The 13,560-nt window shown below is 38.8% G+C and carries 13 protein-coding genes and 1 tRNA gene; 6 read left to right on the top strand and 8 right to left on the bottom strand.

Annotation, left to right across the window (positions count from 1 at the left end; all coding sequences use genetic code 11):
- Positions 1-183 precede the first annotated feature (183 nt).
- The 5 genes from BMG01_RS06305 to BMG01_RS06285 all read left to right on the top strand — a co-directional run bounded on the left by BMG01_RS06305 (position 184) and on the right by BMG01_RS06285 (position 3,636).
- A complete protein-coding gene (locus BMG01_RS06305) occupies positions 184-972 on the top strand; it encodes a transporter substrate-binding domain-containing protein (RefSeq protein ID WP_004913596.1) in 789 nt (262 codons plus the stop codon).
- Positions 973-998: 26 nt separating this feature from the next.
- The gene (locus BMG01_RS06300) at positions 999-1,697 is read left to right on the top strand and encodes an amino acid ABC transporter permease (protein ID WP_004913591.1); all 699 of its coding nucleotides are present in this window, start codon (positions 999-1,001) and stop codon (positions 1,695-1,697) included.
- Positions 1,694-2,428 carry an amino acid ABC transporter ATP-binding protein gene (locus BMG01_RS06295; protein ID WP_004913588.1) on the top strand — a complete coding sequence of 245 codons (735 nt, stop codon included), beginning with the start codon at positions 1,694-1,696 and terminating at the stop codon, positions 2,426-2,428. The genes BMG01_RS06300 and BMG01_RS06295 overlap by 4 nt, the downstream gene beginning before the upstream one ends.
- Positions 2,429-2,499: 71 nt before the next feature.
- The gene (locus tag BMG01_RS06290; RefSeq protein WP_004913585.1) at positions 2,500-3,372 is read left to right on the top strand and encodes a DNA/RNA non-specific endonuclease; all 873 of its coding nucleotides are present in this window, start codon (positions 2,500-2,502) and stop codon (positions 3,370-3,372) included.
- A gap of 9 nt (positions 3,373-3,381) precedes the next feature.
- Positions 3,382-3,636 carry a hypothetical protein gene (locus BMG01_RS06285; protein WP_004913583.1) on the top strand — a complete coding sequence of 85 codons (255 nt, stop codon included), beginning with the start codon at positions 3,382-3,384 and terminating at the stop codon, positions 3,634-3,636.
- Positions 3,637-3,674: 38 nt separating this feature from the next.
- Here BMG01_RS06285 and BMG01_RS06280 read toward each other — a convergent pair whose 3' ends face one another.
- Complete coding sequence (locus BMG01_RS06280) at positions 3,675-4,691, bottom strand: NAD(P)/FAD-dependent oxidoreductase (protein WP_004913906.1); 1,017 nt, start codon at positions 4,689-4,691, stop codon at positions 3,675-3,677.
- Between the two features lie 123 nt (positions 4,692-4,814).
- Between BMG01_RS06280 and BMG01_RS06275 the strand changes: the two genes are divergently transcribed.
- Positions 4,815-5,783: a nucleoside hydrolase gene (locus BMG01_RS06275; RefSeq protein ID WP_036068783.1), complete on the top strand. Its 969-nt coding sequence runs from the start codon at positions 4,815-4,817 to the stop codon at positions 5,781-5,783.
- 35 nt (positions 5,784-5,818) lie between these two features.
- Here the strand turns inward: BMG01_RS06275 and BMG01_RS06270 are convergent, their stop codons facing one another.
- From BMG01_RS06270 to BMG01_RS06240, 7 genes are all read right to left on the bottom strand, one after another.
- The gene (locus tag BMG01_RS06270; protein WP_004913901.1) at positions 5,819-7,060 is read right to left on the bottom strand and encodes a glutamate-5-semialdehyde dehydrogenase; all 1,242 of its coding nucleotides are present in this window, start codon (positions 7,058-7,060) and stop codon (positions 5,819-5,821) included.
- A 2-nt stretch (positions 7,061-7,062) separates the two neighbouring features.
- Entirely contained in the window at positions 7,063-7,851 is a 789-nt protein-coding gene (gene proB, locus BMG01_RS06265; protein WP_004913898.1) for a glutamate 5-kinase, read from the bottom strand.
- Positions 7,852-7,932: 81 nt separating this feature from the next.
- A complete protein-coding gene (locus BMG01_RS06260) occupies positions 7,933-8,577 on the bottom strand; it encodes a deoxynucleoside kinase (RefSeq protein WP_004913895.1) in 645 nt (214 codons plus the stop codon).
- Positions 8,578-8,690: 113 nt separating this feature from the next.
- A complete protein-coding gene (locus tag BMG01_RS06255; protein ID WP_004913891.1) occupies positions 8,691-9,464 on the bottom strand; it encodes a D-alanyl-D-alanine carboxypeptidase family protein in 774 nt (257 codons plus the stop codon).
- A 165-nt stretch (positions 9,465-9,629) separates the two neighbouring features.
- On the bottom strand, positions 9,630-11,099 hold the full coding sequence (locus tag BMG01_RS06250; protein ID WP_004913888.1) for an MFS transporter: 1,470 nt from the start codon (positions 11,097-11,099) through the stop codon (positions 9,630-9,632).
- A 255-nt stretch (positions 11,100-11,354) separates the two neighbouring features.
- Positions 11,355-11,427 (bottom strand) — tRNA-Lys (locus BMG01_RS06245).
- 789 nt (positions 11,428-12,216) lie between these two features.
- A complete protein-coding gene (locus BMG01_RS06240; RefSeq protein WP_010280602.1) occupies positions 12,217-13,083 on the bottom strand; it encodes an ROK family protein in 867 nt (288 codons plus the stop codon).
- Between the last annotated feature and the right edge of the window lie 477 nt (positions 13,084-13,560).

Here is a 13,560-nt window from a genome sequence, read left to right as displayed (position 1 = left end):
AAGCTTATATTGAATTTGGAGAAATAATGTTAAAAATGATGATTACAACTAAAAATTGTGTCCACCGGCGCTTGTTAGCACCGGTATTTTGACGTATTTTCATCCACATCAAACTATCACTTACTAACGCAACAGGCGCTTATCAACTTCATTTGATAAGCGCCTTTTTCTATGGAGAAAATCATGAAGAAAAAAATCATTGTCACAGCAATTGCACTAATCATTGTCATCGTAGCCGTATTCAGTATTGCAACCCGACATACATCTCAAAAATCAGAAACATTAACATCTGGCACATTAACCATCGGTTTGGAAGGCACTTATGCACCTTTTTCATACCGTCAAAACGGCAAATTAACTGGATTTGAAGTTGAGTTATCGACCAAAATAGCCAAAAAATTAGGCTTAAAGCCTAAATATGTTCAAACAAAATGGGACTCCTTAATTGCTGGCCTCGGTGCAAAACGATATGATGTCGTTTTTAACAATGTTGGAATCACACCAGAACGTCAAAAAAACTATCGTTTTAGTTCACCATACATTTATGCTAAAACCGTTTTAATTAAACCATCAACTGCCACAGACTTAAGAACATTAGCTGATATCAAAGGCAAAAAAATGGCGCAATCCACAACTTCTAATTTTGGAGCACTTGCAAAGAAATCTGGCGCAGAAATAGTGGCCGTTCCCGGTATAACAGAGGCTATGAATATGGTTACTACTGGTCGCGCTGATGGCACTTTAAATGATATGGGTGCTTACCAAGTATGGAAAAAAGCAAATCCGTCAGCTAAAACAGCTGCCATTGATTTAAGCAAAGAAAGTCCTGCTGCTCCTGCCGGAGCACTCATCAATAAGAATAACAAAACCTTACAAGGAAAAATTAATCAAGCATTAGCTGATCTACGCGCTGATGGTACGTTAAAGTCATTATCAAACAAATATTTCAATACGGATTTAACTGTAAAGTGATTTGTGACATCGTCTAGGAGGATTTTATGACACAATTTATTCAACTTGCCATACAATATTTACCGAGTTTATTGATGACAGCGATAACCTACACACTTCCTTTGACGGCGATCTCGTTCATTTTAGGATTAATCTTTGCGATTTTAACAGCTTTAATTCGTATTGCAAAGCTGCCCTCTGAAACAGTCGCAAAACTAATCATGAGCGTGTTAAAGACTTTGGCAGCCTTTTATGTTTGGCTGTTTCGCTCAACACCCATGATTGTGCAATTGTTTATTGTGTTCTACGGATTACCTAATGCACACATCAACTTTTTTGCTAACGCGTGGGTCTCTGCAATCACTGTTTTTTCACTAAATACTGGCGCCTATGCGTCAGAAAGTGTCCGTGCAGCCATTTTATCAGTGCCTAAAGTACAAAAAGAAGCAGCCGAGTCACTTGGCATGACAAATCGTCAAGTTTATTGGCGAGTCGTTTTACCGCAGGCCGCGCGCATTTCAATTCCTCCCCTAAGTAACTCACTAATTAGCTTATTGAAAGATACTTCACTCGCTAGTGTCATTACCATTGTCGAAATGTTTTATCTCAGTCAGCAAATCGCCGCCGAAAACTACAAAATTTTATCCATGTATGTGTTAGTGGCAATGGTCTATGCGTTATTAACCACTATCTTAACTGTGGGACAACACTATCTTGAACGTTATACCTCGAGGTTTACAATATGATTGAAGTCAAACACATTATTAAACAATATCCAGAAAAGCGTGCATTAGATGATGTTTCAGCAACTTTCAATGCACATGAAACAACGGTTATTCTGGGCCCCTCCGGTTCTGGTAAATCAACACTGTTGCGTACTCTAAATTTGCTTGAAAGACCAACAAGTGGCACACTAGCTTTGAATGATTTAACCATCAATTTTGAAGCACCTATTGCCAAAAAAGAAATTTTCAATGTACGACAAACATTTGGCATGGTTTTTCAAGAAAAAGCTTTGTTTGCACACTTGACGGTCTTAAAAAATATCATAGAAGGTCCAGTCCAAGTCAAAAAAGAATCTGTCGCTGTTGCTACAAAAAAAGCAGAAGCATTGCTGGAACGATTTGGTATGACAGAACTCGCTGCACGATACCCTTCAGAACTTTCCGGAGGTCAGCAACAACGTGTTGCCATTATGCGGGCATTAGCCATGCAACCAGAATACTTATTGCTCGATGAGCCAACTAGTGCGCTAGATCCAGAATTAGAAGCACAAGTACTACATGTCCTAAAAGAGTTAGCCACACAACGGACCTCCATGATTGTCGTGACCCATAACTTAGGTTTTGCGCGTCAAGTAGCCGATCATATTATTTTCATTGAAAATGGGCAAATTGGTTATGATGGTAGTGCTGAGGGATTTTTTAGTGCCACAGATAACAGAATTCAACAATTCTTAAATGCGATGAGTTTTTAATACAAAGAGCTCATTGCATTTCGTATTAATCCACAACATGTTATGATATATGAGTTGAAAGAGAGAATATCATGGCTAGAAAACGCACTTATACTCGTAAAAGACAACCTCAAAATAAAATTTTGTCGCTGTTAATCATTGTACTCGTTGCTGGATTTTATCTTTGGCAAAACCAACAGCAATCACACACGCCAACTGAGAAAACATCACGTACAACCGTTAATGCGCCAAATGACCAAGCACTTTTAAATCTTAAATGGGATGGCACTTTAGACGGCGACATTGTTCACGTCAACAATAATAAAGCGACATTTAGTGAAACTGAAATGGCGGACACTTTCCCCAGTCACGCCTCAAAATTACGACCAATTGACGGCTTGAGTTTGTCGCCACTAGATAGTCTTGGTCGCTCACAACAGGCCAATTTTGTAGCAAGTCAAAGTGCCATATCTAAAGTCACCAAGAGGCCAAGTCGCATGCCATACGACGTTCGTCCATCAGGCTGGTTTATTGGTGATCGATTTGACGGCACAAAGTGGGTCGGAGGCTATCATAATAATCCCAATGTTAAACTTGGTAATAGCAAGCAACCTTTGTGGAACAAATCGCACATCGTTGGCTATCAATTTTTCGGTATGGCGACAATGGTCACAGAGAATATGACAACAGGTACACGCGTAGAAAATGCCTATCCGGGACAATTAGTTGCCGAAGATGACATTCGTGATGCAATTGAACAAAATCCTAAGCTCACTGTACGTGGACAAGTCACACCTTTATATGTTGGCAACGAACGCATTCCACGTGGTGTTCATTATATGGCAAAATCAATTAGCGACAATGGCAAAAGCCTTAATCTGAATTATTGGATTTTTAATGTACAACCCGGCGTTAAAATTGATTATGCCACTGGTAAAGTAACAATATTAGACTCGGCAAAGTAAGGCACACCTATGTTTCAATTATATGATATCAAAGCATTACAACAAAAACTCTCAACCGCACAGAACCAAGCTAAACAATTGCAAAATGACTTAGAACAGTCAAACCATGATGCTTCATCACAACGCTCACTAAGAAACAATTTGAAGAATGTCACCTTAGTAATTGCTGAGCTAGAAAAACAAATTCGAACGCAGAAAAAACGCGAGACACATGCTAATAATCGTCATTTTGCCCGTGGCAACGCGCACAAACATGACTTATAACAAAAAATGTTAACCTCAGGATTAGAGGTTAACATTTTTTATATCACTTTACCATCGCGGACAACCATGGCACTAGAATGGCCTGGCCCACCGCGTTCTGGGTCAAATACCCGAATAGCAGCATTAATAGCATTGGGTGCTTCACCAAATCCAATGGCTATCAAGTCCGCTTTCCCAACATAATGGCTGGCATCCCCAATTGCAAATACACCAGGAACACTAGTAGCCAATTCTTGATTAACATGAAATACTTGACCATCAAGTTCCGGCTTAATATCCCAAGATTGCACCGTTTTATTAGCTGAAATGAAACCATAGTTGATAATTAGGTCATCCACTAATAAATCACTATGCAACAAGTCATCTTTAACATTTGCCAAAGTAAGTTTTAACTTGCCAGATGACAATTTTTCAACTTTTGTCACTTTTTTCGGTGTTTCACGTTTCACTGTTGACGCTTCCAACGCTTTAACACTTTGTTCCATCGCTCTAAATTGATCCCGTCGATGAATCAAAGCAGTCGATGCAGTTAATTGATTAAGCATTGTTGCCATATCAACTGCTGAATCCCCGCCACCGGCAATGGCAACGTCATGATTGTAAAAATCGTGTTTGTTTTTAACAAAATAGTGCACACCTTGTCCAACTAACTCATCTACACCATCTACCTGCATTTGACGTGGTTCAAATGCACCTTTACCTGTGGTAACGATAATTGTTTTGGCGAACAGCGTCGTGCCATCATGTGTAGCAATTGTGAATAACTCGTCTTGTTTCGCAACATTAACCACAGTCGTATTCGTTTTGATTGTAATAGGAAACATATCAAGTTGTGCTTGTAACGATTCGATTAAGTCTGAACCTTTGATACTAGGAAAACCAGCAACATCTAGAATATTTTTTTCAGGATAAAGTGCTGTTACCTGCCCACCCAAAGTGGCTAGACTTTCAATCAGAATTGTTTTTGTATTTCGTAGCCCAGCATAAAATCCCGCAAACATGCCAACCGGCCCACCACCTATTATGGCAATATCATATATGTCTGTTTCTGTCATTCATAAATCTCCAATTTTTGTTTATCCTTTACAAGAATATTATACCTACATTTGGCGAATTTATCCCTAAAATTGTTGTTGTCCGTTATAATAAACATATCTTTAAAAATTGGAGAAAAATTCATGGCCCTTAAAAAAATGATTCTTGATCTTGACACAGGTATTGATGACGCACTTGCGTTGGCTTATGCTGTCGCAGACCCAAATGTTGATCTCATTGGTATTATTTCAAGTTATGGTAACACTCTGGTCACAACGGCCGCCCAAAATTCTTTGAATTTACTCCATCTACTCGGTGCAGACAATGTTCCTGTTTTCATTGGTGAAAGTCATTCTAGCACCACTGACCATTTTGACGTTATGCCAATTTCACAAGCTATTCATGGCAAAAACGGCGTTGGTGATGTTTTGTTGGCAACATCACCTCAAAAAGTTTCCGCACAATCTGGGGTCGATTTCTTAATTGAAGCTGCACACCGGTATCAAGATGAGTTAATTTTTATTCCTACCGGTCCCTTAACTAACTTGACGGCTGCAATTAAAAAAGATCCCGACGTTGCGTACTTAATTGGTAATACGACATTGATGGGCGGCGCCTTAACAGTTCCAGGCAATGTCACCCCATTCACTGAAGCTAACATCCATCAAGATCCCGAGGCTGCCGACTTTGCTTTCACCCATCAGGACAATTTAACGATGGTTGGTCTTGATGTTACCCTACGAACGCTATTAACAAAAAAGGAAACTGCTGCATGGCGCTTACTAGGAACAACCGCAGGTGAAAAATATGCTGATTTAATGGATTTTTATATTGACGCCTATGATAAACTGAATATCGACAAAAAAGGTGCCGCACTCCATGATCCGCTAGCAGTAGCTGTTGGTATTGACCCAAGCTATGTCACCACAATTTCATTAGCCATGCGTGTCACTTATGATAAAGAAAGTGGCGATTACGGTCGCACTATCGGAGATAAAAGTAGATTGTTGGAGCCAACAACTACTAAAGCCGCTGTACTCGTTGACACACAACGTTTTGTAAATGATTTCCAAAATCTTATGTTAACTGTTTTAAATACAACTAAAGACTAAATAAAGAGACATGTCTTACTGACATGTCTCTTTATTTATGCACGAATTTGACCATCGCCAAACACTTCATATTTGATTGTTGTCAAAGCCTTCAGACCCATTGGACCACGTGCATGAAGTTTTTGAGTTGAAATGCCAATTTCTGCACCGAACCCGAACTCAAATCCGTCCGTAAAACGACTTGAGGCATTTCGATAAACGACTGCAGCATCAACGTCATTCATAAATTTGGCAACGTTTTCAGCATCTTCACTAATAATGGTTTCAGAATGGTGCGTTGTGTGCCGATTCACCCACTCAATTGCCTCATCAATTCCAGAAACAATACGAACGCCCATAATTAAGTCATTATATTCCGTGTCCCAATCAAGCTCACTAGCTGGTGTCAAATCACTTTCAATCGCTCGAGATGCTTCATCACCTCGTAATTCAACATGCGCAGCTCTTAATCGACCAGTAATCTTTGGCAAAAATTCATCCGCTATATCAGCATGAATTAACAACTTCTCGGCAGCATTGCAGACCGCTGGCTTCTGCGTTTTAGCGTTATGAATAATATTAATGGCTTCATCTTGATCAGCACTAGCGTCTACAAAAATATGCGTATTACCAGCACCGGTTTCAATTACAGGAACCGTGGCATTAGCCACAACAAAATCAATAAAATGACCCGATCCTCGTGGAATCAAGACGTCCACATATTCTCTCATATGAAGTAACTGATTGACCGAGTCATGTGACGTGTCAGTAATCAGTTGAATCATATCCGGATTAAGATGACGTTGTTCCAAAACATCACGTAAAATAGCTGCAAGTGCTGTATTTGAGGCAATTGCTTCTTTCCCACCTCGTAAAATAACAGCATTACCAGATTTCAGTGTGAGCGCAGCTGCGTCAACAGTGACATTTGGTCGTGCTTCATAAACCATTGCCACAACACCCAAAGGTACTATCTTTTTTACAATTTTTAATTTGGCGTGATTTTCCCACGTTTCATACGGACCTGCTAACGGATCAGGTAATTGTGCGACTGCCAAAAGAGAGTCAGCAATGCTTTGAATGGTCGCCTCATCAAGCGTTAGTCGTTTTACCATTGGTGCAGCCAGATTTGTTGCTAATGCTAAATCTTGCCGATTAGCCGCAATAATGACATCTGACTTTTCCGTAATGGCAGCTGCCATCATTTTTAGAATTTGATTGCGTGTCTCAAGAGACAATTGTGCAGCATCCAACGTTGCTGCTTTTGCTCTTTTACCAATATTTTGTATTGTTTCCATCTTTATTCTCCTTGAAACAAAGTGCCCACGGCTTCACCTTTTATAACATCTAAAATTAAAGCTGGATTGGCACCGTTAATTAGCACCATTTTGCCACGATGTGCCATCACAAGTTCGGCTGCCAATAATTTGGTACTCATACCACCTGTCCCGAGACCAGAAACAGAACCAGTGGCACTCATCCGAATTTCATCAGTAACTGCCGTGACACGACGAATAGGTGTAGCATTGGTATCAATTGTTGGATTGGCAGTATACAGCGCGTCAACGTCACTTAAAATGATTAGACCATCGGCTTGCAATTCATGTGTTACAATTGCTGCCAACCGATCATTATCACCAAACGAATGTTGATGATCCAATTCATCTACTGCAATCACATCATTTTCGTTAATAATTGGAATAACATGTTCTGCCAACAATGCCTCGACAGCATTGATAGCATTTTCAAGCATTACTTTATTATCAAAAACGTCATACGTCAGTAGAACTTGTCCTATCATTTGTTGATAAAACGCAAAGCTTTGGTTGTAAAGTGACATTAAATATGTCTGTCCAATGGCTGCTAATGCTTGTTGTTGTGGTATTTCTTTAGGCCGTGACTGAAGCTTCATTTGTTGCATCGCCACACCAATCGCGCCCGAAGTAACTAATACCACTTCGTGCCCACTTTTCTGTAAACTTGTGAGTGTTTGCGCCAAACGATTGATAACTGAATATTTAATTTGACCATCACTATCAACAATGGTGCTTGTTCCCACTTTGACAACAATTCTATGCCAGTTTTCCATGTTATTATTTCCCATTTTGTTTTATTATAACAGAAAGCTCCCAACTCATCAGTTAGGAGCCATATATAGTCGCTGATACTTTTAAAATGATAGCACACCTGTCTCAGATAATTTAGCATCAATCATATCAAATACTTCTGCTCGTGCTTTTGGATTTTCAACAAAATCAAAACGATCGCCATCAATTTGAATCTTGGGTGATCGGTCATAGTTTTCAAACCAATCATCATAACGACTATTCAGTTCTTGATAATATTCATACAAACTTGGATTTTCATCAATTTGTTCATAAGAACGTCCACGCTTTTTGATGCGTGCCAACATTGTATCAAAACTAACACGAACGTGAATCAATAGGTCAGGATCTTTTGAAGCACCCCCAGGAATTTCAGCCATCATATTATCAACCAAAGATTTATAAATGTCGACTTCCGTCTGTGTGGCACGATCTAAATCAGCAGTTAATTGGAACAACAAAGCATCTTCAAAAATTGAACGATCAAGGATATTTTTTGTGACAACTTGTGCTTTTTTAATTTGCGCCAAACGCTTATTCAGAAAATAGATTTGCAACAAAAAACCATACTTTTTTGGATCTTCATAGAATAAAGGCAAAATTGGATTATCGTCCACGCTTTCATAAAACGCCTCTGAGTCCAAATGCTGGGCCAACATCTTTGTTAAACTTGTTTTGCCGGCGCCAATGGTGCCTGATAATACAATCATGCCAGTTCTCCTTTAAGTTAATGTGAGTATTTAACAAACCTGCTAAAAATATTTACTTATTAAGTATAGCAAAATTGTCACTTACTTGCAGACGAAATCAATTGGTTTTGACATCAACGATTGGCCTTTTTTAAAGCAGCAACATACGCCTCTAAGGTTAAATGATGTTGGGTCATATATTTTGCGTTTGCCACGCCAACGTATCTAAAATGCCATGATTCATAATCAATACCTGTCTGTTGAATTGACTTAGCATCACTTAGGAAACGTAATACAAATCCGTAATCTGGTGCATGTTGTATCAACCATTTCTGAGAGGCGTACTGATCCATTTCGGCTTGCAGCGCAGGATAGGCCGCTAATGCATCATCCCCCGCCAAATCGACAGCTAACCCTGTGTGATGTTCTGAAGCACCCGGCGTTTGGATGACAAGTGCCGTCTTATTTTTGGCTTCAGTTGCACTCAAACCATTGGCTTCATATTGTGCAACTGAATTATCAAAAATTTGTTTTTGATAGGCAATGGAACGATAACCTGAAACTAAAGTTGTGGCATATCCTGCTTTTTGAGCAGCTTGACGGAAATTAGCCAAAGGCTGTTGAATTCTAGCATCTATTTGTTTGTCATCAACCGTTACTTTATTAAAATTTAACTCTGCTGACAATGGCTTTTTTTTGTTCACCAAGACTAAATCCCAATCGGTTGATTTGACACCCTTTGGAAAAGTATTTTTTGACTTAGCTGTTGATGTCGACTTTTTAACATCTGGCGACGCTGATTTCTCCTGCTTATCAAAATGTCGTACCGTTAGAACCCCAAAAATAACAACTAAAATTAAAATAACAAATATATATGGCATTTTGACATGCCCGATAGTTTTTTTCACTACTTTTTACCCCAATATATTTTAATAACTGCTATTAACAAAACTATCTTTAGTATCCCGCAGTACTTATAAGATTGCAATAAAAAACAACACTTCCAGTCAAAGATTATAAATTTACCATTTAGCAAATCTATGAACAGTGCCTGTTAATGTTGTTTTAGTTAATTAACTATTTTTTTCTTTCAATTCTTGGTTCATCTTGTCAACATATTCATCCGACAATGGATAACGACTGATGACAATCATGGCAATAACTGCCATCACAATTGGTAACCAAATCATTGACAATGCAATACCAAATTGTGCACTGGCAGTTTGTGTCAAAGCACCAGACTTAAAGTGCATAATCTGCAAAAGGTATCCAGGAATAATACCACCAAGTGCCAAACCAATTTTGAAGAATAGTCCCATGATAGCATTGATAATACCAGCAACACGCTTACCTGAGATATACTCACCATTTGAGACAACTTCAGGAACCAAAGTCCACATGAAACCAGTTGCAGACGTTAGGCCCCACTGTTGTAGGAAACGACCAGTGAATCCCAACCAGTCTGAAGAAGGATTCTTAGACCAAGCAAACAGTAGTAACTGACCAACTATAAAGATGGCTAAGAATGTGAAGAAAAATCCTTTTTTACCAAGCGTTGCACGCAATTTTGGCCAAAGTACTACCAAGAAAATACCTGGGATTGAACCAATTAACCCGATTGATGCCATCAAAGCTGACTTACCGCCCTCAACACCAAAGTTATATTGCATGAAGTATGGCCAAACTGTATTTCCAAAGAACATCAAGGTGAAGCCAACTAAGAAGAAAATACCAAGGTTACGCAAAGCTGCATTACGCTTTAATTCAGCAAACAAATCAGAATACTTAACCTGATCCGTTGATTCTTCTGAGGCTAGAACGCGTTCTTTGGTGTTACGATAAGCGATAAACAGAGCAACGGCCCCAATAACCATATATATACCGTAAACTTTAAACCATGCGCCAGCTGCTGAAGGAGCAGCATAATTTCCTAGTTTCAACTTTAAACCAAACAGACCAGTATCTGTCATTTTTGCATTAGGTGAAGCTAATTGAACAAACAAAGGAAATATTGTATAAACCAGTAAGTTACCCACATTAGCCAGCATCATACGAACTGAAGTTAACTTCGACACTTCCATTTCATCGCGAGTTAATGATGCATTTAATGAACCATAAGGGATATTAACAAATGAGTACACCAACGCTGTTGCCATATATGAAACAGTTGCATAAGCAACAGTTGCGGCAGAACCAGATCCTAGCACTTTTGCAACAGGTAAAAACAACAGCGCCGCTAAAATAACTAGTGGAATACCAAAATTCAAAAGAAATGGCCGATATTTACCATTCTTTGTAATTTTAGCTTTATCAACAACAGTTCCAACCCACGGATCCCAAACAACATTAATCCAACGAACAACTAAAAATATCGTTGCACCAACACCGGCTGATATGCCGTTAATGTTTGTTAAGTAAAATAGCAAAAAGCCACCAACTGTTCCAAACACCAAGTTTTGAGCGAAATCACCGAAACCATAACTCACACGATCCCAAGTTGTTAGTTTGGCAAATTCATCTCTTTTTTCAAGATTTGCATCCATAACCATATCTCCCAGATAATATTTTTAATTGTGAATAAACGTACTTTTTAGTGAAAACGTTATCACAACTTTACTCAAATATCATAACACGGTTAGTTTGTTTGTGCAACCAACTTATATAAACAAAATATACGCCTGCTTATTTGTGACAAATAAAGGCAGAAATATCAAGACATTTCACAAACTATCTGCTACCAAAATATCAATCAATGCAGCAAAAAACCACCCAGATATTTTCTGAGTGGTTTTCCAGAATGGTCAGCCAGGGGCTCGAACCCTGGACCCACGGATTAAGAGTCCGTTGCTCTACCAACTGAGCTAGCTGACCATATCACCTGTTTTTACAACACAAAATATAATAACACAAATTTGATCAATAGGCAACATATCAATTAACCTATTATTCATCAATTAGAATCAAAAAGACTGACCCTAAAGTCAGCCTATGCATACATCTTTAAAACACAAAAGCGAACCTCCCTCTTAATTATCAGATTCATTTTTGTCTAACGAACTATCGTGATTAACTTTTCTTTAAAAAGTAGTCACAGCTCTTAGCAACAGTTTATAAAACTTATAAGCAACAAATAGCCAGATAATAATTGTCAAGTCAATATTGTTATGTCTGACCTTTCAACGTTTAAAGCGATTTCTAATCTATTTTAGTGTGCACTACAAACTAGTATCTGGTCTATTCTAAAAACAGTTACAAAAATTCAGGACTTTTTATACTTGCGCCTATATTTGTTCAGCTGAGTAATGAATACAGCTAACTTATAGCCTATAAAAACACGAAACCCGATGAACTAACACGTTCATCGGGAAATATTTTTGAGAGAATATTTGAGAGAGAAGAGAATATATTCGGGAGAGAATATGAATTATTTAGAGTCGCGGGGAGAACGCGACTTTGGCTCCTTTTTGCCATGGGTTTCGTGCTTCTGATGTGATGGTCATCAGTTATACCGCTTATGAGACAAGCCCTCCGAAGGTCTAATTTTTATTCAATGTCTACTTTGAGTCAACTTAGCGGGTTGTTTGAGATAACTTGCTTTGTTGATGTTTATAATATAACGATTGAAAATTAAAACGAGATAAATCGGAGATAAACTGAAAATTAAATTAAGGTCTTTGCAAGATAGAAGCAACCAAGAATCCCTGCATTGTCACCATTGGCAACAGGCACAATATAATCATCCAAATCCGGAACGGCTAGATAATCACTCATCAACTTTGCAAATTGCTCGCGAATCAATGGAAATAGGATTTCACGATGTGGCACACCACCACCAAACACAATCTTTTCTGGACGCAAAATCATTGTATAGTCCAAAGCTGCTTGTGCCAAATAAAAGGCTTCAATTTCCCAAGCTAAATGATCGTCTGGTAGTTCCTTAGCACTCATTTGCCAGCGTTCTTCAATTGCTGGACCAGCGGCTAAGCCTTCCAAACAATTATCGCCGTGGAATGGGCAATGACCAGCGTAAGTGTCTTTAGGATGCTTCTGCAAGAAAATGTGTCCTGCTTCAGGATGTCCATAGCCGCTGACAAAACGACCACCGGAAACAATTCCTGCGCCAACGCCTGTACCAACTGTTAAATAAACCATGTTTTGCACATCTTTAGCAGCACCAGTTTCAAATTCTGCCCAACCTGCACCGTTGACATCTGTTGTCCAATAATAAGGAATATCACGCCAAGCCTTCATAGCACCTAAAAAGTCATATCCTGACCAGCCACGCTTTGGCGTGTCCAATACGTGCCCGTATGTTTTTGACCCCTCGACAATATCAATTGGCCCAAATGCTGCGATGCCAATAGCATCAATATTTTCAAATTGGTCAAAAAAAGCAATGACTTGTTTTAGTGTTTGTTCGCCATCAAGTGTTGGAAATGATGTCCGCTCTACAATGTTGTAGTCGTGATCCGCTACCGCCACAACAAATTTTGTACCACCGGCTTCAATTGCGCCTAATAATCCCATGAGTTACTCCTTTTTTTGCGATTTTATCGCGTTAATGATAAACGTTAATCAGTTGTTTACAAATATATTGTAACCGTTTACAGGATGTTTGGCAACAACTAAAGCAACGTTTTTTAAAACAAAGGTAATATGCAGTTTATAATCAAACCTCTGAGCCAAGACCCTAATTTAATTTTCAGTTTATCTCCGATTTATCTCGTTTTAATTTTCAATCGTTATATTATAAACATCAACAAAGCAAGTTATCTCAAACAACCCGCTAAGTTGACTCAAAGTAGACATTGAATAAAAATTAGACCTTCGGAGGGCTTGTCTCATAAGCGGTATAACTGATGACCATCACATCAGAAGCACGAAACCCATGGCAAAAAGGAGCCAAAGTCGCGTTCTCCCCGCGACTCTAAATAATTCATATTCTCTCCCGAATATATTCTCTTCTCTCTCAAATATTCTCTCAAAAATATTTCCCGATGAACG

Origin of the sequence: Leuconostoc sp. BM2, from assembly GCF_002095565.1 — a bacterium.
GTDB classification, from domain to species: Bacteria; Bacillota; Bacilli; order Lactobacillales; family Lactobacillaceae; genus Leuconostoc; species Leuconostoc falkenbergense.
The sequence above is the reverse complement of the archived record's forward strand: the minus strand, read 5'-3'. Positions and strand labels throughout refer to the sequence as shown.